The organism is Hydrogenophaga sp. (assembly GCF_025699295.1).
In the GTDB taxonomy this organism is placed as follows: domain Bacteria; phylum Pseudomonadota; class Gammaproteobacteria; order Burkholderiales; family Burkholderiaceae_C; genus Hydrogenophaga.
The window spans coordinates 150,421-174,178 of record NZ_JAILWB010000009.1 but is presented as its reverse complement, the minus strand read 5'-3'; the positions used below and the strand labels follow the sequence as shown (position 1 = coordinate 174,178).

The 23,758-nt window shown below is 66.7% G+C and carries 20 protein-coding genes; 4 read left to right on the top strand and 16 right to left on the bottom strand.

Going from position 1 to position 23,758, the window contains the following annotated elements; all coding sequences use genetic code 11:
- Nucleotides 1-39 precede the first annotated feature (39 nt).
- The 9 genes from K5880_RS11510 to K5880_RS11470 all read right to left on the bottom strand — a co-directional run bounded on the left by K5880_RS11510 (nucleotide 40) and on the right by K5880_RS11470 (nucleotide 11,350).
- Nucleotides 40-1,062, bottom strand: a complete 1,023-nt coding sequence (locus K5880_RS11510) for a methionine synthase (RefSeq protein ID WP_297651931.1) — start codon at nucleotides 1,060-1,062, stop codon at nucleotides 40-42.
- Nucleotides 1,063-1,134: 72 nt separating this feature from the next.
- Nucleotides 1,135-2,349, bottom strand: coding sequence for an HlyD family efflux transporter periplasmic adaptor subunit (locus K5880_RS11505; protein ID WP_297651930.1), 1,215 nt, complete (start codon nucleotides 2,347-2,349; stop codon nucleotides 1,135-1,137).
- Nucleotides 2,346-4,715 carry an ABC transporter permease gene (locus K5880_RS11500; RefSeq protein ID WP_297651929.1) on the bottom strand — a complete coding sequence of 790 codons (2,370 nt, stop codon included), beginning with the start codon at nucleotides 4,713-4,715 and terminating at the stop codon, nucleotides 2,346-2,348. Before K5880_RS11500 ends, K5880_RS11505 begins: the two co-directional genes overlap by 4 nt.
- A 10-nt stretch (nucleotides 4,716-4,725) precedes the next feature.
- The gene (locus tag K5880_RS11495; RefSeq protein WP_297651928.1) at nucleotides 4,726-5,451 is read right to left on the bottom strand and encodes an ABC transporter ATP-binding protein; all 726 of its coding nucleotides are present in this window, start codon (nucleotides 5,449-5,451) and stop codon (nucleotides 4,726-4,728) included.
- A 99-nt stretch (nucleotides 5,452-5,550) separates the two neighbouring features.
- Nucleotides 5,551-6,633, bottom strand: a complete 1,083-nt coding sequence (locus K5880_RS11490) for a hypothetical protein (RefSeq protein WP_297651927.1) — start codon at nucleotides 6,631-6,633, stop codon at nucleotides 5,551-5,553.
- 101 nt (nucleotides 6,634-6,734) lie between these two features.
- Entirely contained in the window at nucleotides 6,735-7,181 is a 447-nt protein-coding gene (locus K5880_RS11485; protein WP_297651924.1) for a universal stress protein, read from the bottom strand.
- 40 nt (nucleotides 7,182-7,221) lie between these two features.
- Nucleotides 7,222-7,653, bottom strand: a complete 432-nt coding sequence (locus K5880_RS11480; protein WP_297651921.1) for a response regulator — start codon at nucleotides 7,651-7,653, stop codon at nucleotides 7,222-7,224.
- The gene (locus K5880_RS11475) at nucleotides 7,650-10,301 is read right to left on the bottom strand and encodes a PAS domain-containing protein (protein ID WP_297651918.1); all 2,652 of its coding nucleotides are present in this window, start codon (nucleotides 10,299-10,301) and stop codon (nucleotides 7,650-7,652) included. The genes K5880_RS11480 and K5880_RS11475 overlap by 4 nt, the downstream gene beginning before the upstream one ends.
- Complete coding sequence (locus K5880_RS11470) at nucleotides 10,298-11,350, bottom strand: ABC transporter substrate-binding protein (protein ID WP_297651892.1); 1,053 nt, start codon at nucleotides 11,348-11,350, stop codon at nucleotides 10,298-10,300. The genes K5880_RS11475 and K5880_RS11470 overlap by 4 nt, the downstream gene beginning before the upstream one ends.
- A gap of 147 nt (nucleotides 11,351-11,497) precedes the next feature.
- Here K5880_RS11470 and K5880_RS11465 point away from each other — a divergent pair, with 147 nt between their 5' ends.
- Together K5880_RS11465 and K5880_RS11460 are read left to right on the top strand one after the other, a co-directional pair.
- Nucleotides 11,498-12,316: a serine protease gene (locus tag K5880_RS11465; protein ID WP_297651890.1), complete on the top strand. Its 819-nt coding sequence runs from the start codon at nucleotides 11,498-11,500 to the stop codon at nucleotides 12,314-12,316.
- Between the two features lie 159 nt (nucleotides 12,317-12,475).
- Nucleotides 12,476-12,691 carry a DUF4287 domain-containing protein gene (locus K5880_RS11460; protein WP_297651887.1) on the top strand — a complete coding sequence of 72 codons (216 nt, stop codon included), beginning with the start codon at nucleotides 12,476-12,478 and terminating at the stop codon, nucleotides 12,689-12,691.
- A gap of 13 nt (nucleotides 12,692-12,704) precedes the next feature.
- Here the strand turns inward: K5880_RS11460 and K5880_RS11455 are convergent, their stop codons facing one another.
- Nucleotides 12,705-13,052 (bottom strand): hypothetical protein, encoded by a 348-nt coding sequence (locus K5880_RS11455; RefSeq protein ID WP_297651885.1) that lies wholly within the window; start codon nucleotides 13,050-13,052, stop codon nucleotides 12,705-12,707.
- 55 nt (nucleotides 13,053-13,107) lie between these two features.
- On the opposite strand from K5880_RS11455, the gene K5880_RS11450 reads away from it, so the two are divergent.
- Nucleotides 13,108-13,365 (top strand): 2Fe-2S iron-sulfur cluster binding domain-containing protein, encoded by a 258-nt coding sequence (locus K5880_RS11450; RefSeq protein ID WP_297652037.1) that lies wholly within the window; start codon nucleotides 13,108-13,110, stop codon nucleotides 13,363-13,365.
- A 309-nt stretch (nucleotides 13,366-13,674) separates the two neighbouring features.
- Here K5880_RS11450 and K5880_RS11445 read toward each other — a convergent pair whose 3' ends face one another.
- From K5880_RS11445 to K5880_RS11435, 3 genes are all read right to left on the bottom strand, one after another.
- On the bottom strand, nucleotides 13,675-15,048 hold the full coding sequence (locus K5880_RS11445; RefSeq protein WP_297651882.1) for an ATP-dependent helicase: 1,374 nt from the start codon (nucleotides 15,046-15,048) through the stop codon (nucleotides 13,675-13,677).
- Nucleotides 14,934-16,724, bottom strand: coding sequence for an AAA family ATPase (locus K5880_RS11440; protein WP_297651879.1), 1,791 nt, complete (start codon nucleotides 16,722-16,724; stop codon nucleotides 14,934-14,936). Before K5880_RS11440 ends, K5880_RS11445 begins: the two co-directional genes overlap by 115 nt.
- 362 nt (nucleotides 16,725-17,086) lie before the next feature.
- Nucleotides 17,087-18,244 carry a PIN domain-containing protein gene (locus tag K5880_RS11435; RefSeq protein WP_297651876.1) on the bottom strand — a complete coding sequence of 386 codons (1,158 nt, stop codon included), beginning with the start codon at nucleotides 18,242-18,244 and terminating at the stop codon, nucleotides 17,087-17,089.
- Between the two features lie 681 nt (nucleotides 18,245-18,925).
- Here K5880_RS11435 and K5880_RS11430 point away from each other — a divergent pair.
- Nucleotides 18,926-20,134 (top strand): MFS transporter, encoded by a 1,209-nt coding sequence (locus K5880_RS11430; RefSeq protein WP_297651873.1) that lies wholly within the window; start codon nucleotides 18,926-18,928, stop codon nucleotides 20,132-20,134.
- Nucleotides 20,135-20,581: 447 nt separating this feature from the next.
- Here K5880_RS11430 and glxR read toward each other — a convergent pair whose 3' ends face one another.
- From glxR to gudD, 3 genes are read right to left on the bottom strand one after another with little or no spacing between them, the layout of a single operon-like run.
- Nucleotides 20,582-21,505, bottom strand: coding sequence for a 2-hydroxy-3-oxopropionate reductase (gene glxR / locus K5880_RS11425; RefSeq protein ID WP_297652034.1), 924 nt, complete (start codon nucleotides 21,503-21,505; stop codon nucleotides 20,582-20,584).
- Nucleotides 21,502-22,290 carry an aldolase/citrate lyase family protein gene (locus K5880_RS11420; protein WP_297651870.1) on the bottom strand — a complete coding sequence of 263 codons (789 nt, stop codon included), beginning with the start codon at nucleotides 22,288-22,290 and terminating at the stop codon, nucleotides 21,502-21,504. Before K5880_RS11420 ends, glxR begins: the two co-directional genes overlap by 4 nt.
- 55 nt (nucleotides 22,291-22,345) lie before the next feature.
- Nucleotides 22,346-23,701 carry a glucarate dehydratase gene (gene gudD / locus K5880_RS11415; RefSeq protein ID WP_297651867.1) on the bottom strand — a complete coding sequence of 452 codons (1,356 nt, stop codon included), beginning with the start codon at nucleotides 23,699-23,701 and terminating at the stop codon, nucleotides 22,346-22,348.
- Nucleotides 23,702-23,758: the final 57 nt, after the last annotated feature.

Below are 23,758 nucleotides of genomic sequence, written 5' to 3'. Positions count from 1 at the left end.
GCGCTGCGGTGCGAACGCCTTCGGGCGGCCGGGCGGCGCTCATACGCCGTACCGTTGACGTGCCAGCGCCGCGCCCCGGGCCAGCGCGTCGAGCTTGGCCATGGCCACTGCGCGGCTCATGGGCGCCAGGCCGCAGTTGGTGCAGGCGATCAGCTTGTCCTTCGGCACGTACTGCAGCGCGGCGCCGATGGTGTCGGCCACCTGCTCGGGTGTCTCGATCACGTCGCTGGCGACGTCGATCACGCCCACCATCACCTCCTTGCCTCCGAGCAGCTGCATCAGCTCAGGCGGCACGTGCGAGTGGAAACACTCCAGGCTCACCTGGTCGATGCGGCTCTTGGCGAGCGCGGGGAACACCTGCTCGTACTGGCGCCACTCCTCGCCCAGCGTCTCCTTCCACTTCACATTGGCCTCGATGCCGTAGCCGTAGCAGATGTGCACCGCGGTCTTGCAGGTGAGGCCGCGCGCGGCGACTTCGAGCGCGGCCACGCCCCAGTCGGCCGCTTCGGCCATGTAGACGTTGAAGGCCGGTTCGTCGAACTGGATGATGTCCACGCCGTCGGCCTGCAGGGCCAGCGCTTCCTGGTTGAGCAGCTCGGCGAAGGCCATGGCCATCTTGACCTTGTCGCCGTAGAAGCGGTCGGCCACGGTGTCGACGATGGTCATGGGTCCGGGCAGGGTGAACTTGAGCTTCTTCTTCGTGTGCGCGCGCGCCAGCCGCGCCTCGAAGGCGTGCACGCGGCCCTTGAGCCGCAGCGGCGCCACCACCTGCGGCACCTGGGCGTCGTAGCGGTTGTTGCGGATGCCCATGGTGACTTTGTTGACGAAGTCGATGCCGTCGACCTGTTCCACGAAGCCGTGCACGAAGTGCTGGCGCGCCTGCTCGCCGTCGCCGATCACGTCCAGGCCCGCGTCTTCCTGGGCCTTGATCCACAGCAGCGTGGCGTCGGCCTTGGCCTGAAGCAGCTCGTCGCCCTGCGCCTTCCATTGCGGCCAGAGCTTCTGCGTTTCGGCCAGCCAGGCCGGTTTGGGCAGGCTGCCCGCGATCGCGGTGTCGAACATGGTGTCTCCTGGAGCTGTTGAGGGGCAAGGGGCATCTTAGCCACTGCCGCCCGCGGGCCAGCCGGCCCGCCCTCATTCGCGCACGCGCACCGCCTGGCCGTCGCGCACGGTGGTGCCGGGGTAGAGCAGCACCGACTCGCCCTCGCGCAGGCCATCGGCCACCCAGGCTGCGTCCGCGTGGCGCGCCTGCAGCGTCACCGCCCTGGCGCGGGCGCGGCCGTCCTCCACCACGAAGACGCGCCAGGCCGTGCCGTCGCGCACCAGCGCCGCGCTGGGCACGAGCAGAACGCCATCCCGCGCAGACACGGTGATGCGTGCGTCGACGCGAAAGCCGTCGCCCACCCCGGGTGTGCCGGGGGGCAGGTCGACGATCACGTTGACGCGTTGCTCCTCGATGCCCAGCGCCGACACCTTGGTGAAGGCCACCGGCTCCACGCGCGCCACCTGGCCAGCGATGGCGGGCGCCGATGCGGCCAGCGACAGGCTGACCGGCGCGCCCGGCGCGATCTGCTGCACCTCGCCGGAGAGGACGTCGATCACCGCCTCCACCGCGTCGGTGTCGCCGATCACCAGCAGCGGCTGGCCCGCCGTCACCGGCGCGGCGCTGTCCAGGTGCAGCTTGACCACGCGCCCGTCCACCGGGCTGCGAAGCACCCACAGGCCGTCGGCGCGCGCGGCAGCACCCGGCTCGGCGCGCGCCAGCGCGGCCCGTGCCTCGGCCTGCGCGAATTCGGCCACGCGCAGCTCGGCGCGCCCCGCCTCCAGCGCCTGGCGCGCCGCGCGCTGGGCCAGCAGGGCCTGGTCCAGCGCCGAGACCGAGATGAAGTTCTCGCGCGCCAGCCGCGTGGCCCGCTCGGCCTCCAGGTCGCTCTGGGCAAGCGCGGTCTCCAGCCTGCGCACCTGCGCGCTGGCGGCCAGGCGCGCGGCGTCGGCGCTGCCCACGCGCTGCCGCAGCACTTCGCGCGTGCGCGCGTCGATCATCTGCGGCGCCACCGGCACCAGCGTCGCCACCACGTCGCCAGCGCGCACGGCGTCGCCCACCTTGAGCACCGGGCGCGTGAGTTCGGCCAGCGTGGGCGCGGCGATCAGGTAGCGGTGCTTCACGCGCAGGTGACCGTCTTCCTCGATCACCTGCTCGAAGCGTCCGGTGGACACGCGGCCGACCTCGACCTCGATCGGCCGGGGCTGCATGGCCCAGGCGACCAGGCCCACGACGAGCACGGCCACCAGGGCCCAGAGAACCCAGCGGCGGTAGCGCGCCAGGGAAGAAGCAGGGGTGTTGTTCATTCGCGTACTTTCAAGACGGCGACCAGGTCCAGCCGGTCGATCTGGCGGCGCACCAGGAAGGCGCTGGCCAGGCCCGCGGCGAGCACGATCAGCGCCGCCGATGCATAGGTGGAAGGTTCGATGACGACGGGGAAATCGATGTTGTCCGAGGACATGAGGCGCATCAGCAACGAGGCCAGCGCCCAGCCGGTGGCAGCGCCGATGGGCAGAGCCAGCAGCAGTTCGGCCCCCAGCTGCGCGAGCAGCAGCACCGAGACCTCGGCGCGCGTCATGCCCAGCACGCGCAGGCCGGCCAGCTCCCAGGCGCGCTCGGAGAGCGTGATGCGCGCGGCGTTGTAGACGATGCCCACCGCCATGGCCACGGCGAACAGCGTGAGGATGCCGCTGAACACGCCCATGTTGCGCGACGTGGTTTCGTTGAAGCTGGCCATGCTGCCGGCCTTGTCAAACACCGCGTTGATGACCGGTGCGCGCTTGACGGCGTCCCAGAACGCGGCCACGGCCAGCGGGTCCACCTGCAGCGCGGCCTCGGTGGCGCCCTGGCCATCGCGCGCGAGCACGTTCATGGCATCGAGCCGCATGAAGGCCTGCTTGCCCATCATGGTGTGCACCACGTCGACCACCGGCACCTCGACCTGCGTCTGGTTCCACAGGCGGAACTCCACGCGCACCCGGTCGCCCACGTCGGCACCGATGGCGCGCGCGAGCAGCGAGGACATCACCAGGCCCTGCGCCGGCAGCGCGACGTGTCCCCGCGTTTCGTCCACCACGCGCAGCAGCTGGGCCGAGGCCTCCAGCCCCAGGAGCTGCGCGTCCTCGCTCAGGCCGTGCAGGCGCACGCGCACCGGTTCGCTGCGGTAGGGTTCGGCGTCGACCACGCCCGGCAGGCGCCGCAGTTCACCCACCACCGACAGCGGCACCGGGCGGTGGAAGTTGACCAGCACATCCCCCTGCTGCACCCGCCGGAACTGCGTGTCCACGATGTGGGCGATCGCATCGAGCCAGAACGCGCCCGAGATCTGCAGCGCCACCGCCATTGCGATGCCGGTCACGGTGAAGGCCGCGCGCCAGGGCCGCCGCTCGAAGTCGCGGATGACCATGAGCGCGCCGGCACCCACCCGCCGCCCCGGGCCCAGGCGTTCGAGCAAGGTGCGCCGGTAGCGCGGCGGCGCCGGTGGCTGCATCGCCTGCGCCGGCTTGAGCCGCACCACGGCGTGAATCGCCGTCCAGGTGCCGATCGCCGCGGCACTGGCGGCGACGGCGGTGGCCACGACCACCAGCCAGGGCGTGGTGACGTAGGCCAGGCGGTTGAAGCGGAACACCTCGTCGTACAGCCCGAGCATGAGCTGCCCGATCCACACGCTCAGGGCCAGCCCCGCCAGCACGCCCAGGCCCGCGATCACCAGCGCGAGCTGGATGTAGTGCCAGGCGATCGCGCCATCGCCATAGCCCAGGGCCTTGAGCGCGGCGATCTGCCCGCGCTGGGTCGCCACCTGGCGGCTGACCACGACGTTGAGGATGAACATGGCCACGGCCAGGAAGATCGCGGGCAGCACCGTGCCCATCACCTTCAGCTGGGCCAGCTCGTCCGCCACGATCCGGGCCGAGAGCTGCCGGTCAAGACCGACCGCGCCCAGCGTGCCATAGGCGTCGAGCAGGCGGTCTGTGGCGCCGATCACCGCCGCCTCGCGCGCGCCCGCGTCCAGCCGCAACGCCGCCTGGTTGAACGCGCCCTGCATGTCGAAGACCTGCCGCATGCGTTCGTGGTCGATCCACCAGATGCCGAAGCTCTGGTCGTCGGGCGCGCCACCGCGCGAGGCGAACACGTATTCGGGCGAGATCGCCGTGCCCACCAGGTGCACGCGCTCCAGGCGACCGTTGAGGATGGCGTCGACGCGGTCGCCGGGCTTGAGGTCGCGCGCGACGGCAAAACGGTCGCTCACCACCGCCTCCAGCTCGCGCCCGCGCTCGGGCCAGCGGCCGCTGCGCAGCGTGAGTTCATTGAGGCCCTGGCGGTGGGCCTGCACGCGGGCCAGGTCCAGCCCGATGAAGCGGCCGGTCACCGGCGCCTGGGCACCCGCGAGCGCGATCTGCGCGTCGAACACCACGTCCAGCCGGACCTCGGCCACGCCCTCGATGGTGGCCAGCCGTTCGCGCAGGTGCACGGGCGCGCGCTTGACGCTGGCGAACACGTCGGCCAGGCGGTTGTCGCGGTAGAAGTCGTCGCGCGAACCCTGCAGCGAGGCGTGCACCGAGAACATGCCCACGAAACCGGCCACGCCGATGGCCACCACCAGGGCGATGGTGGCCACCTGCGCGCGCAGCCGCCGCAGGTCGCGCCAGAGTTTGATGTGGATGGCCTTCATGCGCGCGGCCTCACCACGACAGCGTCGAGGCAGCGACCTTGTCCGCGTTGACCTGCTCGTCGACGATGCGGCCATCGGCCAGTCGCAGCACGCGATCGGCCATGGCGGCGATGGGCGCGTTGTGGGTGATGACCACGGTGGTCGTTCCCAGCTCGCGGTTCACGCGCTCGATGGCCTGCAGCACCATCACGCCGGTGGCGCAGTCGAGCGCGCCGGTAGGCTCGTCGCACAGCAGCACCGCCGGCTTCTTGGAGATGGCGCGCGCGATCGCCACGCGCTGCTGCTCGCCTCCCGAGAGCTGCGAGACGAAGTGGTCCAGGCGCTCACCCAGCCCGACCAGCGCAAGCGCGTCCTCCGGCGCCATGGGGTCCTCGGCCAGATCGGTCACCAGCGCCACGTTCTCGCGCGCCGTCAGGCTGGGAATGAGGTTGTAGAACTGGAACACGAAGCCGACGTGCTCGCGCCTGTAGCGCGTGAGTTCGGCGTCGCTCGCTCCGGTGAGCTCATGGGTGACACCCTGGTGCGACCAGCGCGCCGTGCCCCCGCTGGCGCTGTCGAGCCCGCCCAGGATGTTGAGCAGGGTGGACTTGCCGCTGCCCGAGGCGCCCAGCAACACCACGAATTCGCCGCGCACGATGGCCAGGTCCACACCGCGCAGGGCGTGGACCTGGGTACTGCCTTCGCCGTACACCTTGGTCAGGCCCTGGGCGACAAATACGGGTTCCACGCGGGGCATGCACCATTCCACCATGGGAACGCCCGCCGTGGCTTGATGTCCGTCAACGCACGTGCGAGCCACCTCGCCTCGACAGGCGAGGCCCTGGCAGGCGCCTGATCACAGTCCCTGGAAAGCCGCCGGGTCGCGGCCGCTGCGCGTGAGCGTGGCGCAGCGGGACAGATAGGTCACCGCATTCAGGAAAGCCGTGCAGCGCACCAGGCCGGCGGCCAGATCGGCCACCCCCACCGAGGCAGGCAAGGCGTGCTCCCAGCCGTCGAACGGCACGGGGTAGGGTGCCAGCACATAGCGCTTGTCGGCGGCGTTGCGCCAGTCCACCGGTCCTTCGCGTTCGAGCAGGTACAGGAGCCAGGCCTCGGTGGGCGAGACGCGGTAGAAGGTGAAACTCACGTTCGGTGCGTGCCCGGGTGCGCAGGCAAAACGTGGTGCCTGCTCCGGCGCCACCGGCGCGCCGGGCCCGTAGAACAAGGGTGCCGGGGCATGTTCGGCAGCGGCGGAGCCCGCGGCCTGGTCCGACAGGGCCAGCCAGTTGCCATAGATGCGCCGGCTGCGCGCCTCCAGCCGCTCGCGTGCGTCGGCCACCCGCCCGAGCGTATCGGGGTGGTGGAGCCACACCAGCTCACCATGCTGCTCGATGTGCTGCAACGCCGCCTGCCGCTCGCGCAGCGCCGGGGCCGGCGGCGTGCGGCAGCGGAACACGAGCTGGGCCATTTCGGCTTCGGGCGCTGGCGGTTCTTCGCCGTCGACCGACACGAACAGCTGCAGGCCGGCCCCGGTGTCGAGCCGGGCCTGCGCGACTGCTTCGTGCGCCGCCGCGCGCACCTGCCACGCCCAGGCGCCCATGACCTGTGCGCCCCACTGCACGTCTTCGTGCAGGTTGACCAGCGCGCGCACGATCGCCACGCGCTGCCGGTACGCGGGCAGCGGCAGGCCCGGGCCCTCGCTGCGCGCCTGCAGGTGCTCGGCGATCAGGCGGCGCAGCATGTTGGCGGCGCCAGCCCCGCACTCGGGCCGCTCCTGCGCGGCTTCGTGCGCGAAATGCCATTCGTTGGACGCCCCCTGCCGCGCCACGAGCGGGCTGGCGCATTCCGGGCACAGGCAGCCACAGTCGGCGCCGCGCCCGACTTCGCCGACGAAGCGCAGGGCACCGCCGGCGTCGATGGCTGCAAAGAGTTGTGTCACTGGTTGTGGCGTGAAACGGGAAGCACAGGGGCGTCATCACGGACGCGACCACGACCGGCGAAGGCCGGTCCCGACGCTGTCCCCGGGCCACCGCGCCCTGCTCAGTCGGGCTGCGCGTCCTCGGGCACGTGAACCAGGGTCACCGGCACCGGCGAGCGCTGCACCATCTCCTGCGACACCGAGCCCAGCACGGCCGCGCGCAGGCCACCGCCACGCGTGCTCATGATCACCGCGTCGCAGGCATGGCTCTCGAGGATCTCGGCCAGCATGTGGGCCGGGTCGCCGCTGGCCACGGCCTGCTCGACCTGCAGACCCGCGGCGCTCAACAGGTTGACCGCCGGGCGCAGCAGATCGCGCGCCGCGCCTTCGCTCACCTGCTGCAGCACGGCAGGGTCGTGCGCCACCACCAGTTCATAGAGGTTGGCTGCTTCCTGCACGTTGGCCACCACGAAGCGCGCCTTGAGTCCGGAGCCGACCAGGCGCAGGGCGTAGTGCACCGCCAGCAGCGCGTGCTTGGAACCATCAACAGGGATCAGGATTTTCAGCATGGACATTTCAGGAGAGGGAACACAGGACAAGCATACCGGGCTAGTAAGGACGCTCGTTGAGCACGCACCAGTACAGCTCGATGTGCTCGGCCACTTCGATGAACTTGTTGAAGCTCACCGGCTTCTCGATGTAGGAGCTGACCCCGAGATCGTACGCGGCCTTGAGGTCCCGGTCCTCGCGCGAGGAGGTGAGCACCACCACCGGGATGCGGCGGTACCGCGGGTGCGCCTTGAGCTGCTGCAGCACCTCCAGGCCGTTGATGCGCGGCAGGTTGATGTCGAGCAGGATCACCGCCGGCAGCGGTTCGCCGGCTTCCCAGCGCGGGAACCAGGCCAGCGCCTCCTCGCCGTCGCGCGCCACGTGGATGGTGTTGGCGAACTTCTTCTTGTTGAAGGCCCGCAGCGTGAGGTCCAGGTCCATCGGGTTGTCCTCGACCAGCAGGATGGGAGGCAGCGAGGCGGCAGTGTTCATAACGGGAACTCCAGAAAAAACGTGGCGCCCTGGCCGGGTGCGCTCTCGGCCCACACGCGCCCACCCATGCGGTGAACGGCCTTGGCCACCAGCGCCAGGCCCACCCCGGTGCCGGTGTAGTCCTCGGCGCGCTGCAGGCGCTGGAAGATGCCGAAGATGCGATCGTGGTACTTCATGTCGAACCCGACGCCGTTGTCGCGCACCCAGAGGATACGCCGGCCGTCGTCGCAGCGCGCGCCGATCTCCACCCTGGGCTGCGGGCTGCCCTGGCTGAACTTGATGGCATTGCCCAACAGGTTGCGCAGCACCACCGCCAGCCCCTCGCGGTCGATGCTCAGCGTCATGGGCTCGACCTGCAGGCACAGCTCGGTGCGGGCCGCATCGATGTCGGCGCCATGGCCTTCGATCACATGCCCCACCAGCGGTAGCAGCTCGACGGGCTGGTGCTCCATGGTGCGGCGCTCCATGCGCGAATAGTCCAGCAGGTCGGCGATGAGCGCGCCCATCTGCTGCACGCCGCGGCGGATGCGGCCGATGTACTGCCGCCCTTCCTCGTCGATGCGCCCGGCGTACTCTTCCTCGAGCAGCTGGCTGTAACCGTCGATGCCGCGCAGCGGCGCCTTGAGGTCGTGCGACACGGTGTAGGAGAACGCTTCGAGTTCCTGGTTGGCCTCGCTCAATTGCCGCGTGCGCTCGGCCACGCGCAGTTCGAGCGCGGCGTTGATGCGTTCGAGCTCGGTCTGCGCCTGGCGCAGCGGCGTGATGTCGAGCACGGTACCGGTGTACTGGTAGTGACCGTCGCCCACGGGCCGGCGGCACTGGACGGTGCCGCGGAACCAGCGCTCCTCGCCCAGCGCGGGGTGGCGCCGGAATTCGATGCCGGGCGCATCGGTACCGGGCTGCACGGCACGCATGTGAGCGGCCACCATGTCGCGGTCCTGCGGGTGCAGGCATTGCAGGTAGGCGTCCAGGTCGGGCGCCGGTCCGAGCGCGGGGTCGCGCCCGATGTTGCGGTACATCTGGTCCGACCACCAGATCGTTTGCGTGCCACTGTCGTAGGACCAGCTGCCCAGACCCGCCATCGCCTCGGCGCGGGCCAGCTGGTTGCGGTGCTCGTTGAGCAGTTCCTCGGCCTGCAGGCGCTCGGTGATGTCCTGCACCGTGACGAACAGGCGGTGCATCGAACCATCGGGCGCGCGCAGCGCGCGCCCGTGCATCTCGGCCCACAGCAGGCTGCCGTCCTTGCGCAGGTACTGTCTGCGCAGCTGGTAGCTGTCGAATTCGCCCGCCATCATGCGCTGCATCAGCGAGAGCAGCCGGGTCCGCTCGGGCTCGGGAGAAACGTCCAGCCATGTCTTGTTCATGAGCTCCTCGCGCGTGTAGCCGAGGATCTCGCACAGCCTGTCGTTGATGTGCAGCCAGCGCTTGCTGATCGGATCGGAAATGGCCATGCCCAGGAACGGCATCTCGTAGAACGGCCGCAGCAGCTCGCCCTGCTCCAGCCGTTCGATTTCCGCGAGCTTCCAGACCGTGATGTCGAGCAGCACGCCACTGATGCCGGCCACCGCCCCGTCCTCGTCGCGCGTGAGCGTGGTGCGGTCGTCGACCCAGGCCCAGCGCCCGTCGGCGCAGCGCAGGCGGTATTCCTGCCGGTACTCGTCGGGGCCATGCGCGAAGTAGTGCGCGATCTCCTCGTTGACGCGCCCCACGTCGTCGGGGTGGACAAGCTCGTTGTACTGCACCTGCCCGTCGAGCAACTGTTCGGGCCGGTAGCCCCACTGCGCCACGGACCGGCTGAGGTAGCTCATGGGCCAGCCGGGTGCGTTGCGCCACTCGATCACCACCACCGGCGAGCGGTCCACCAGGTCGGTCATGCGCTGCAGCTGCAACAGCCCGATCTGCAACTGCCCGGCCATGCGGTCGGCCTGCGCGCCGATCAGCGCCAGCTCGTCGCGGCCTTCGAGTCCGGTGCGCGTTTCCAGCCGGCCCTCGCCCATGGCGGCCAGCGCGCGCGCCAGTTGCTCGGCGCGGCGGAACCACGTCCAGTGCAGCAATGCGGCCAGCAGGCCGCTGAGCACGAGCGACACGAGCGCGTCGCGCCACAGTTGCCTCCACAAGCCGGCGTGGCGCGCGGCCAGCGAGGGCCGCAGATCGACCACGGTCAGCAACCGGCGGTCGTTGTCGAACGTCGCACGCCCGATCAGGTAGCGCGCGCCCGGCGGATGGGCCACCTGGATGGATGCGCCATTGCCTGGCGCGGCGAGCGCCGCCCTGATGTCGGCCAGTTCCGCGCGCTCGACCTGCAGCTCGGCGAATGGTCGACCAATGTCCGAGCGCATCAGGGAGGCCTGGATCCGGCCGTCGGCACCGATCACAACCGCGTGCAGCATGCCGCTGTAGATGCCCAGGCTGCCCACCAGGCGGCGCAGGCGCAGCGCGTTGTCGGTACCGACCTCGGTACTCAGGCGGCTTTGCTCGACGCCCAGGCGCTCGCGCAAGCGCCGCGTCTCCTGCTCACTGACCTGCGCGCCCACCTCGCGCCAGTGCACCGCGAAGTTCACGCCCGTGGCGGCAAAGGCGAAGACCACCAGCAGCAGGGGAGCGAGCCATCGGCCCGGAATGGACAGCAAGCTCACCCCCCGGGTCATGGCGCCGCCTCGTCCGCCACACGCCGGGCCGGCGAGGCATCGACCAGATCGGCCCAGCGTGGTGGCCGCTGCAGCAACTTGAGCTGAGTGAGCAACTGCACCATGTTCTGGCTCTGCCCGGCGAGCGCGGGCGGGTCACCGCCCAGCAGGGCCAGCGATTCGGCCGGGGTGTGAAAGCGCAGACCTTCGAGAACGGCGCGGTACTGGGCCGGCGACATGTCGACCCCCGGGGCCAGCTGGGCGGAGGCGCCCACTGGGTCCACCTCCAGAGCGCTCAGGCCGGCTGCCCAGGCGTGCAGCAGGGCGTCCACATCGTCGGGGCGCTGGCTCAGCACCTCCGCGCGCACCACAAGCACGTCCACGATGTCGCCCGGCATCTGGCGGCTGTCGAAGATCGGGCGGAAACCCAGCTCGCGGATCGGCCCGTCGATCGGCGCATAGCTGATGGCCGCGGCCACGCGGTCGCTCAGCAGCGCGGTCTTGTGCAGGGTGGCGTCCATCTGCAGCACGGTCACGTCACCGCGGGCCAGGCCGGCCATGCGCAGCAGGCGCTCCAGGATGAGCATGCCCAAGGTGGAGTCCTCCACCGCGATCGATTCGCCGCGCAGCTTCTGCAGGCTGGTGACCCGCGGCGCGGCCAGCACCACGTCGGCGCCGGTCGAGGTGTCGAACAAGGCAACGATGCGCACATCGAAGCCACTTTCGGCCAGGCGCAGGGTTTCATCCAGAGTCAGGGCCGCCGCGTCGAGCAGACCGTTGCGCAGGTGGCTCAGCGCCTCGGCGCTGGAGATCACCTCGACCACCTTGACGCGCTGGGGATCGACGAGTGCACGGTCGCGCGCCAGCACCAGTGGGTCGTACCCTACCCAGGTACTGACGCCCACAGCCAGCGGCTGCCGCACGGGGGCGTCGCAGGCCGCCAGCGACAGCGCCAGACCCAGTGCACAGGCCCAGCCCGCCAGGCGCGTGCGAACACGCAGGGTACCGGGGGCACGACGCCCGCCAGACTCCCCGTCGGCCCCTGACCTGCCTCGCACCCTGAATGCCATGGAGAAACATTCTGTCACCATTACCGCGCTTCTGGTGCGCTGTCGGCGGCAGCATTCACCAATATTCCGGCCTGCTTCCGCGGCGGCCGGCACCGCCGCGCCAGGCGCGGGCACGAAAAATGCCTGCAAACCTGCCACACTGCCGCCATGCCTTCGACCACACCCTCCCCCCGTATCCCCGCCACGGACGCGCCACCGCCTCCGGCGCCCGCGCCGGTGGACCCGCTGTTCCTGGCCGCGCCGCACGTGTCCACCTTCCTGGGCCAGCAGCCGCTCACCAACGCCAGCGGCTTCTTCTTCGAACGCGACGCCCGCCTGTACCTGGTGACGAGCCGCCACGTCGTCATCGACGAGGCCACCCAGCACCTGCCCGACCGTATCGAGATCGAGCTGCACCTGGACGCGGCCAACCTCTCCCTGTCCACCGGCTTTTCGGTGCCGCTGTACGTTGACGGCCGCGCCGTCTGGAGCCAGGGCAGCGACAGCGGCGGCGACATCGACGTGGCCGTGATCGAGCTCGAACGCCCCGCGCTGCCGCCCGGCGCCATCGTGCGCGCGTTCACGCCCGCGCACCTGCAGACCGCGTTCACTGCGGTACCGACAGACACCTCGTTGCTGGTGGTGGGCTTCCCGCTGGGCTTTCACGATGCGCTGCACCACCTGCCGGTGCTGCGCCACGCCGTCATCGCCTCGCCCTTCGGCGTGCGCTTCCAGGGCCAGGGCTATTTCCTCACCGACGCCCGCACCCACCGCGGCACCAGCGGCGCGGCGGTGGTCATGCGCGACAGCGCGCCCAGCCTGGCCACCACCGCCCTGCCCTGGAAGCTGCTGGGCGTGCATTCGTCGCGCATGGACATGGGCAACCGCGACCTCGTGCTCGACGAGTCGCTGGGCCTGAACTGCGCCTGGTACGCAGACATCCTGCTCACGCTGACCGAGCCGCGCGCAGCGGAACCGGAAGCCTGAGGACAGCCCAGGCGGGGCTGAAGTCCAGCACGGTACCGGGACCCGTGTCGAAACCGGGTCACCCGGTTCGTCGTCCATGCAGAGCGGGCCATCAACGACCAACCACAACGGACAGGCCGTTGCCGCTCCCGTCCTGGTTCAACCCCCATGGAGCACAGCATGACCACCACAGACAAAAAAGTCCAAGGCCCGGCCTCGTACTTCCCGTCCATTGAAAAGAAATACGGCCAGCCCGTCGCCCACTGGTTCGGTGTCCTGCAAGCCGCAGGCGACGGCCTCAAGCACATGGAGCTGGTGGCGCTGCTCAAGACCTCACATGGGATGGGCCACGGGCACGCCAATGCACTGGTGGCGCATTACCTGGCGAGGCGGTGACGCTCGGGCGCGCTCAGTAAGCCGTCTCGCGGGCTTCCAGAAGCAGCGACAGAACCCGGGCGCCCTTGCAGTTCGCCTTGGCGCGCACGCGGCAATCGGCATCTGCCTCCACAGCCAGGCGGCAGTGGTATTCCAGGCCGTCGGTCTCGCCAGGGTGGTGGCCCGGTATGCGGCGAGCCCACACACGTTTGCCATCCACCTCCACGGCGAGTTCAAGCCAGCTCCCGGCAGCGTCCGCCAGCACATGCGCCAGCAGTGTGGCATCGAGGTCGAAGGTGCGCGCGCGGCCCAGTGCCGCGGGAATCACCAGGGAGGCGACGGAATCGGTGCCCGCGTCATACTTCCAATATTCCAGAGTCATGCGAAAAGTCTAAGCCCATGCCACCCCACTTCCAGCGCGCATGACAAGCTTCCGTATGCGGATTGACGGCCAGGCCGATGACGTGGCGGCGGACAGCGAAACCAGCCTGTTCGCGGCGATGGCGCGCGCAGGCATTGCATGGCCGGTGTCCTGCCGCAACGGCACCTGTCGGACGTGCATGGCTCGCCTGCTGCAGGGGAGCGTGCGCTACGACATTCCCTGGCCCGGCCTGAGCGCCGAGGAAAAAGAGGAAGGCTATTGCCTGCCCTGCGTGGCCCGGCCCATGGCGGATGTGGTCATCGCCCAGGCTTGATGTTCCTGGTCATGCCCAGGGCTTCCTTGCCTGGGACGAAGACGTCGGCAACCGATGTGTTGGAGGATTGATGGCGGCTTGAGACTGGTTGCGGCCGTTCGTCTCGTAAAGGCAAGAGTCTGCTGCGGAAGGAACCGGCCGTTCGCGCTTGGCCGCCAAGTCAGGACTGCGGTGCCGACAACTGTCGGCCGAACAACCGCGCTAGGATTGGTTGGATCGCCCACTCGTACTCATTTGACGCTCGAAGCGTATCCAGCGAAACGGGTCGATGCAAAGAATGCCTGCCACAACTTGGAGGCGGGGTGTACGTCAGGTGAAGGGAGACCGGCCCATGTGGGCAGCAGCCTGCACAAGGACAAGGCATCGTTCTTTCGCGCGCGTCACTGCGTTATAGAGCAAACGCCTCCTCTGCTCGTCGCTGCCTCCGACCGCTGCTGGCCAGAGGACAATGACGTTGTCGAATTCTCTGTTCTTGGCGCCGTGAACTGTCATCCCCTTCCATCCATGAACTTCGCTTCGGCGAGATTGGCGGCGCTGGGAGAAGGATTGTTCGACCAACTTCACGACCTCATTCCTTGCGAACTCCACCTTCGCCCTGGTCCGCCGTTGAATCTCTAGCCATTCGGTTACATCTCTGGTTGTCCTGGCGTCACCAGCGGCTGCGAGGACGGCAGTGATGGAAGGACCATCAGCCTGGTCCGCTAGTTGGATCGTTGCGAGGTACTCTGTTGCAGCCTTTGCTTCCGACTGTTCCCAGGCGATGTCATAAGGGCCTGCCCCCCTCTTGGTCTTGTTTGCAGCGGCCCAAGCCAATGCAGCTCTCGCAAAAGTCCCATACGTTGGAGTGATGATCGCAACACTCTTGCCTCCGCCGTACCAGCTCAAATTTGAGTTGATCCATGCACCAGCCAAGGGTGGAGTCGACGTCTGCGCAACCACAAAGAACTTTTCTGATTTGGGCGCTTCGCCGGCGCGAATCGCTCTAGCTGCATTGAGCAACTCATTGACGTTGGTCCGATGGGGCTGCGTAAGCTCCTCTGGGACGCATACTTGGTAGAGCCAGGAACACGCCGGGTTGGGGCGAAGCTCCTCGCTGAGGCATTGAAACTCGTCGGCAGCGACAAAGACCTTCAACCTGTTGGCCAGGCCTGCAACCATGCCGAGGCGATTCACGGTCATGTCTTGGGCTTCGTCCACGACGAGAATAGGAAACGTTGCCGCCACCCAGTTGTGGACCTCCTTGACCTGTGCAAGGGCACTGGCAGCCTCACATACGCGCTCGTACTCACTCGGTTCGATGTTCACGAAGCCGAGCGCGGCCCCTAGAGAACGCCAACGCCGAACCAAACGCCATGCGAAGCTGTCAATGGTCGTGCATTCCGTCTTGCCCTTGAGGTTCTGGAGCATCGCAAGACGCTCTTCCAAACGTCGGCGAGATCCGTGCATGAACGTGAGCGCCAGAACTCTCTGACCGGCGTGCAAAGGTGTCACGTCCAGCTGCGCAGACAGCGATTCCATGAGCATGTGCGTCTTGCCGCAACCAGCGCCCCCGATGAATGCGCTGACCGTCACGGCTGGAACACCCACACTCCATCTGCTCCGCGAACAAAGCGCTGCGTAGCTTCGTCTCCGGCACAAGCGCAAGCAAGGCCGCTCAGGAGGTCTGCTGCGCGCCCTCTGCATGCTGGCGTTGTAGCGATGGCGTCGGCGAGACTTTCATATGCGATGACGTCCATCTTCTTGGTCTTCAGGTACGCCACGATGTCGGCGCTGGACGTAGGGGGCTGCGGGGAAATGTCCGCAAGCTTCGCGACCACTGCCGCTTCGTCGGCATTGAAAATCCAACCGATGGCATCCTCAATCATTGCACCGTCGTTCCAGCGGATGATTGCGCTGGGCGGGGCGGCGTCCTGGCGAAGTTGATCCGCATAGTCCCGCCCAGCTGCGTCACCGTCGACCAGGCAGCACACGCGCTTGTGGAGCCGATGCATCAGCCTGTGGGTTTCTAGGACGTTCGCGTCTTCCGTGGGTACCACTCCGACTTCGATGCCGAAGGGGCGCGTCATCGTGTCGATCCAACCTTCGGTCATCATCAAGGGGCGGAGGAGGCAGCGCAGTAGCTGGAAGTCGGCTCTGCCTTCTGGAACAAGGAGTACAGGCTGCATCAATGCACTCAGCACATCAATCCGGCTGTGCTGGAAGAACTTGCGCTTCCAGTTGGGGGCCGCTGCAGTAAGTTGACTGGTCAAGAAAGGCTCGGCTGAAAGAACGCCATCATGCTTCTTCAAGATCAAAACGGAGGTTGGGTCCGCCATGCTGGCAACAAGCGGCGAGTGGGTCGTTACAAAGGTCTGGGTGGACAGAGCTTGAACCCGCTGAACCAACCGCTGCTGTGCAGAAGGTGGAAGATGGACTTCCGGCTCCTCCAGTGCCATCAAGAACTCACCACCGCTTGCTGCACGGGCGCGACCGAGTTCGAGCAGCAGTAATAGGCCTTGCATGGACACCAATCCGCTGCCCTGTCTCGCCGCAGGAATACTGAAGCCATCCGTTCCTGCAAAGTGAGCTGAAACTGCCTCCATCACCGAGCGGCTGTCGGTGCTGGTAAGTCTCAATTGGACCTTCGGAGCATTCGGAAACGAAAGCGCGAGCTCGTTGTTCAAATTCTGGATCAGGGGCTGAATGCCTGGGTCAGCATCGATTGGCTGGGCTGGTGCCCGCAGACGATCTCGCTCAGCCAGCAGTGCATCTGCAGGCTGTGCCGCTGCAGCCAACACGGTGCGCTTGAAAAGCTCATTGCCCCAGGAGAAGACCTTGTCCCAGGTTCGGCTCGCGCGCACCAAGTAGAAACTCAGTTCCTGTATTAGCTTGCCTGGAACGGGTGCCGGCGCCTCATCAGCGAAGGGATCGATCTGATCATCGTGATCGTGGAAGTAGCGGATGGTTTCCACGGCTAAGCTGTCATGGTCGAAGCGCGCTTGAACGCCGATCTGGCAACAAAGCTTCCAGGCTGGGTTGTTGCGCGCAGGATGCACCAGGCCTGTCGCCTCATCAAGCCATTTGACAACCGCTCTCTCATCGCGGAACCATTGGCTGCTTTGCTCAGGGTCGTCGCCGAGAAAATCGGTGACCGTTGCCACGACCTTGAGACGGTCCGCAGCCTGAGGGTTGGAACCAAAGAAGTCATGCTCGGTTAATTCCCGGACCAGGCGATCTCTGCCGAGTACGAGGGTCAACGCCTCGATCAACGTGGTCTTGCCTGTGTTGTTGTCGCCAACAAGGACAGGATGCCTGCCGAACCGCACAAAGCCGGTTCTGACGCCACGAAAGTTCTCGATTTTGAGGCTGGCTATTCGCATTCCGCTCCCCTGTTTTGCTGTGTCCTAACTACGGTGATCGGCGATCACGGTAGGAATTCCAGTTACCCCGGCCCCCCACACATGTCCGTACGTTCCAAATTAAGGCATACGGCTCCTACCCCGGGTGAATCGCCCCGGATTCAGCGGACACCTTCGGGCCTCAGCCTGAGGCAAGAGTCGAAGTGCGATGGCTCGAACTGGAAGTAAGAGGTCATCGGCGCGGCGCTGACGGCCATGATCGGCAATGGTGGGTAGCTCCAGACTGTTATCGGACGCTCGTCGTCGAGGCAACTAACGTCACGAAGTGGGCCCATCGGGCATTGCGGCAAGTCATCGTTGGATCGAAAGATCCCCGTGCGTAGTTAGTAGTCGGATGGATCGTAGTCGATGTGTCCAACGTCTACTTCGTATTCTTCGTACGCACATTCAACATTCAATTCCCAGTCGTCGACAGGAGCAGGGACCAGTTCGCCCTTGCATTCTAGAAAGACGTTCACTTCAATCTCATGGGTCATTCTTGTCACATCAAAACCGAGTGAAAATTCATCTCTATCGAAAGCATCTCTTTTGAAGAACTCGACCCCTATCTGAAGGCCTACGACTACAGCAGCTTGGAGTTCTATGACACAGAAGGAGTGATCCTTGGAGTTGAACCACAGCTTAGGATCTCCCTCCGCGATGCTGTAGGACTTGAACGTTGCGTTTGAGACGTAGCCGTCAGCTCGGTCAACACCGTCAGCAGAGATCTCACCTATGGACCAGTCGACCTCGCCAAGGTGTTCGATGAGTCGCGTTTCAATTGCAGACCTGATACTTGAGCTTGAGTCGTCAAGCGCGTCATTTACCTTTGCAAGGACAGCATCAGCTTCGCGCCCTACTGACTGGAAGAGACTCGTGAATTCTTCCAAGCTTCTTACGCAAAAGATGCGCTCCGAAGATTCAGCGTATTGCACCCAGCCCATATCGTTTGAAACGACCACCCCGTAGCACTTTTGCTTCCTCGCATATTCTTCTAGCACAAGCAGCGCAGCAGCGTCTGGGAACTCGGATTTTTTATCTTTGCGCTTCTCAAAAGGCGCCTCTAGATTGAAGTACCTCTCAAATATCAGTTGCGCCAGCCGAGTCCCAGCGATTGGAATTACTGCGCCGCTCATGGACTTAAGGTACTTGGTGAGTTCATCTTCGAATCTCTTCCGAGTGGTCTCTAAGACCTCCAAAGCGTTTACTTGAGTGCTCGCCTTTGCGAGGCTGATTTTGGTCAGACGTTCTGCGTTGGCTATTGCGCTCGAGAGCGCTTGCACAGCGCTTGAAACGGGATCCATGCGATGGGCAAGAACTTCCTTTTCCACCACTTCGGTGAGAAGAAGCCGAACCCATTTTGGTCTCTGGCTCCGGAGCGTGTTCAGTGCTCCCTCGGAGAACTTGAACCCTGCAGCCTCAATCACCTGCGTGTCCATGGAGAAAAACTTCACTGTCAGCTGATCCATGAGGGCTTCAGCGCTGGGTGTTCCGGCGGGCATGACTTCCTTTCAAAGCGCATGGCATTGTTGGCTTATCTGCAAGCCCCGACGTTGGGCTTGCGCAAACTAGAGAAGCTATCGCAGCCGCGGACAAGCAGAACTTGGGGTGACCATCGGTCAAGCCGACTCCGAAAGGTCGCGCTTTGAAGCCTGCCCCCCTGCTTCCGGCGCTCTTGAGCACTGGCGTTGAGCGACCGCCTCTGAGGCTGAGCGAAGGCAGCTTCGGGCCCCGGTTCGCGGTGCGGCCTGACCCTTCGCGCGCCGCTCAGCTCAGACGTGGAACGTCCGCTTCGGAAGTACCCCACCGGCTGCTCCTGGCCTATGGCGGCAGTCTAGCCGTGGCACCGTTGTCTGGTAGCCGTAGACCTGCATCCCCAACTACTGAATGACTGCAATGTGGTGCAGATCGCACGTTCGGTGCGTTGGCTCAACCGGCAGCAATCGCTGCAGAGCCGAACAACCACTCCCGAAGCTCGGTAAGAGACAGGACCAAGTCTCGCGCGCGCAACGCCACGAGAGCACGCTGTCGACGCGCCCGCAACGCTTCGCCCCTCATCGAAGCACCAGGTGCACCGCAGCCACCAAGATGGGGGCATGCACCCAACCCCAACCCGGCAACTCCCCTCAACAAGCCTTCCCGCTCCCTTCTTCGGGCCATGGGTGGTCCGCGCGGCTTTCGTCATGGCGCTTCTGGGCTGGGGCGTGGGCTTCTACGGTCCGTCCATCTTTCTGCACGCCGTCGTGCAACGCACCGGCTGGTCGCTGATGCTGGTGTCGGCCGCGGTGACGGTGCACTACCTGTTCGGCGCCCTCGTGGTCACGCGGCTCCCGTCCCTGCATCGCCGCTTCGGCGTCGGGCCAACGGCCGTCGTGGGCGCCGCCTGCACGGCCGTGGGGGTTGTGGGATGGTCCCTGGCCGCGCAGCCGTGGCAGTTGTTCTTCAGCGCGCTGTTGAGCGGCGCCGGCTGGGTGACGATGGGGGCGGTTGCCGTGAACGCCGCCATTGCGCCCTGGTACGTGCGCGCGCGGCCGATGGCCCTGGCCAGGGCCTACAACGGGGCGAGCCTGGGCGGCGTCGTGTTCTCGCCTTTGTGGGTGCTGCTGATCGCACAGCTGGGCTTCACCGCAGGTGCCGGCCTCGTCGGGCTGGTGATGGTGGCGGTGATGGCGCTGCTTTCGCCCACCGTGTTCACCCGGACGCCCGAGCAGTTGGGACAGCGGCCGGACGGCGAGGGCCTCGGCGCTTCAGCGCCCTGCCCGGCACCTTTGCAGGTGCGCGCACTTCCCGGCCGCCTGCTGTGGCGCAACCGCCGCTTCCTGAGCCTGGCGCTGGGCATGTCGGCCGGGCTGTTTGCGCAGATCGGCCTGCTGGCGCACCTGTTCTCGGTGCTGGTGCCCGCGCTGGGTGCGCAGGCGGCCGGCTGGGCCATGGGCTTTGCGACGGCCTGCGCGATCGCGGGGCGCATGTTCGTGGCGCGCCTGCTGCCGGCGGGCACCCAGCGGCGTTTTGTGGCCGCGCTGGCCTATGGCGTGCAACTGGCCGGTTCGATCGTGCTGCTGTGCGTGGACGCGCAGCAAGTTGCGTGGATCCTGTTGGGCGTCGCGCTGTTCGGTTCGGGCATCGGCAACGCGACCTCTCTGCCGCCCTTGATCGCGCAGGCGGAGTTCGCCCGGGAAGACGTGCCGCGCGTCGTGGCCTTGGTCGTGGCGATGGCGCAGGCCAGCTACGCGTTTGCGCCGGCGGTGTTCGGCTTCGTGCTGAGCGCCGCGGGCGCTGGAGGCCCGCACCTGGGCGTGAACACCTCGGCCTTCCTGCTGACGGTGGCCGCGGTTCAGGTGCTCGCCATCGTGAGTTTTCTCGCGGGCTGGCTTACCACTTCCAGGGCCTGATCACCTCAAGCCTTCCGGGGCCGCAGCAGCTTGTGTTGCGTTCGCGATTTCTCGAAGGCGTTGTACAAGTGCATGTCCGCGATGACCTTGTCCAGGTCCTCATAGTCGAAGGCTGCGGTCCAGTCATGAATCCACTGCATCGCGTCGGGAAAGGGGCGGGGGCCACCTTCCCGTGAAAGAACACGGAGGCAATCCAGGTACCCCTCGCGAAACAGCGTCGGCACGACGATGCGGCAGCTGTGAACGTGCGTCGTTTTTTCTCACCTTGCTGGCAACTGATCGCCTTTCGATCTGCGCTAATTTCATTAACGGCGGTGATTTGTCGTTGATTCTTCTTCAAACTTGGTGAGCCCGGTGGCCTACCTGCAACAACGACACCGCCCAAGCAAAAAAACGCCGGCTTGTGGCCGGCTTTTTTGTTGGGGCGTCAACCCGCGCACGCCACCCTCACCCCTTCGCCACCTCGTGGTTGGCCATCAGCTCCAGCGCCTTGACCAGCGCGGAGTGGTCCAGTTCGCCCATGCCGTTGGCGGCGCAGGCGCTCATGAGCTGCGCGGCGTTGGCTGTTTGCGGCAGGCCCACGCCGAGTTCCTTCGCGCCCTGCAGCGCGAGGTTCAAATCCTTCTGGTGCAGCTTGATGCGAAAGCCCGGGTTGAAGGTGCGCTTGATCATGCGTTCGCCGTGCACTTCCAGGATGCGGCTGGCGGCAAAGCCGCCCATGAGGGCCTGGCGCACCTTGGCCGGGTCGGCGCCGGCCTTGCTGGCGAACACCAGGGCTTCGCTCACGGCGGCGATGTTGAGGGCCACGATGATCTGGTTGGCCACCTTGGTGGTCTGGCCGTCGCCCACGCCGCCGACCAGGGTGATGTTCTTGCCCATGAGTTCCAGCAGCGGCTTGATGCGCTCGAACACGGCTTCGTCTGCGCCGCACATGATGGTGAGCGACGCGGCCTTGGCACCGACCTCGCCGCCTGAGACGGGCGCGTCCACATAGTCGCAGCCGAGCGCATTGATCTTCTTGGCAAACGCCTTGGTGGCCATGGGGCTGATCGAACTCATGTCGACCACGACCTTGCCCTTGCTCAAGCCCTGCGCCACACCGTTCTCGCCAAACAGCACCGCTTCCACGTCCGGGGTGTCGGGCACCATGGTGAAGATGACCTCGGCCTCGCGCGCCACGGCGGCGGTGTTGTCGCAGCGCGTGGCACCGCTGGCCTGGATGTCTTGCGGCACCTGGCTGCGCGTGTGCACGAACAGCTGGTGGCCGGCCTTGGCAAGGTGCAGGGCCATGGGCGTGCCCATGATGCCCAGGCCGATGAATCCGATCTTCATATGTCTGGTTCCTTGTTCAGAGGGGGAGAAAGCGGTCAGTAGCCGCCCGCGTCTTTCGGTGCGTGCGAGGCGCGCAGCGTGGCGAGCACCTGCTGCGAGCCGGCGGCGATGAGGCGCGCGTCCGAGCTGATGGTGACGAACTGGAAGCCCATGGCGATGCGCCGCGCCGCCGCTTCGGGCGTTCCGTTGTGGATGCCGGCCACCAGGCCGTGCGCTTTGGCGCGCGCCAGGATGTGCTCCACCGCATCGGCGGCCTTGGGGTCGAGGTCGTCGAAGGTGGGGTTGCAGCCGAGCGCGAGCGACAGGTCCGACGGGCCGATGTAGATCGCATCCAGCCCCGGCGTGGCGAGGATGTCGTCCAGGTTGTCCAGCGCCTGCGCGGTTTCGATCATGGCGAAGGTGACGATGGTGTCGTTGGCCTTGGCGGGATAGTCGGCGCCGCCGTAGAGCAGCGCGCGCACCGGGCCGAAGCTGCGCGTGCCGCGCGGTGCGTAGTGGGTGTACGCCACCAGCTTCTCGGCGTCGGCGCGGGTGTTCACCATGGGGCAGATCACGCCGTAGGCGCCGGCGTCCAGCGTCTTCATGAGGATGCCGGGCTCCAGCCAGGGCACGCGCACCACGGGCACGGTGTCGGTGGTGCTGATGGCCTGCAGCATGGTCACCATGGCCTGGTAGTCGACCACGCCGTGCTGCAGGTCAATGGTGAGCGAGTCCCAGCCCTGGTGGGCCATGGTCTCGGCGGAAAAGCTGTTGGGGATGGCCAGCCAGCCGTTGGCCACCGCGCCACCACGGGCCCATATCTCGCGCAGTCGGTTGGGTCTCATGGTTGTTGTGTGTGGAGCGTTGGGGGTTGAGGGTTGGGCGAGGAACGCGGCGCGTTCATCGGTCCATGGCGGGGCGCTTGGGGTTGAAGGTCCAGTTCGGGATCAGGCTCTGCATGGCCATGGCGTCGTCGCGCGCGCCCAGGCCGTGCTGCAGGTAGAGCTGGTGCGCCTTCTCCACCTCGGCCATGTCGAGCTCGACGCCCAGGCCGGGCTTCTTCGGCACCTGCACATGGCCGTTCACGATCTGCAGCGGCTCTTTGGTGAGGCGCTGGCCGTCCTGCCAGATCCAGTGTGTGTCGATCGCAGTGACCTTGCCCGGTGCGGCCGCGCCGACGTGGGTGAACATGGCCAGGGACACGTCGAAGTGGTTGTTGGAATGCGAGCCCCAGGTCAGGCCCCAGTCGCGGCAGGTCTGCGCCACGCGCACGCTGCCGGCCATGGTCCAGAAATGCGGGTCGGCCAATGGGATGTCGACCGACTGCAGCGAGAGAGCGTGCACCATCTGGCGCCAGTCGGTGGTGACCATGTTGGTCGCCGTGGGCAGGCCGGTGGCGCGGCGGAATTCGGCCATCACCTCGCGGCCCGAGAAGCCGTCTTCCGCGCCGCAGGGGTCTTCGGCGTAGGCGACGATGCCGCGCATGCGCTGGCCCAGGCGGATCGCGTCTTTCAGCAACCAGCCGCCGTTGGGGTCGAGCGTCACGCGCGCGTCGGGAAAGCGCTCGTGCAGCGCGGTCACGGCATCCACTTCCTCGTCGCCGCGCAGCACGCCGCCCTTGAGCTTGAAGTCGTTGAAGCCGTAGCGCTCGCGCGCGGCCTCGGCCAGGCGCACGATGGCTTCGGGCGTCATGGCTTGTTCGTGGCGCAGGCGGAACCAGGCGTTGTCCGCGTCCGGCTCGCTCGCCGCATCGACATAAGGCAGGTTCGTCTTCGACTTGTCGCCGATGAAGAACAGGTAGCCCAGCATCTCCACCGATTCGCGCTGCTGGCCTTCGCCGAGCAGCGCGGCCACCGGCACCTCCAGGTGCTGGCCGAGCAGGTCGAGCAGTGCCGATTCGACTGCCGTGACGGCATGGATGGTGGTGCGCAGGTCGAAGGTCTGCAGCCCGCGCCCGCCCGCGTCGCGGTCGGCAAAGCGCGTCTGCATGTCGCGCAGCACGCGCTGGTGGTCACCAATGGCGCGGCCCACCACCAGCTCGCGCGCGTCCTCCAGCGTCTGGCGGATCTTCTCGCCGCCCGGCACCTCACCCACGCCAGTGCGCCCTGCGCTGTCGGTGAGGATCAGCAGGTTGCGCGTGAAGAAGGGCGCGTGCGCGCCGCTCAGGTTGAGCAACATGCTGTCGCGCCCCGCGACGGGGACGACGCGCAGATCGATGACGCGGGGCGTGGTGGAAACGGTGACGGGCTTCAGCATGAAAAACTCAGATGGGATGCGTCCGGAGGGCGATGACATTCTTGTCCAGAGATGCCG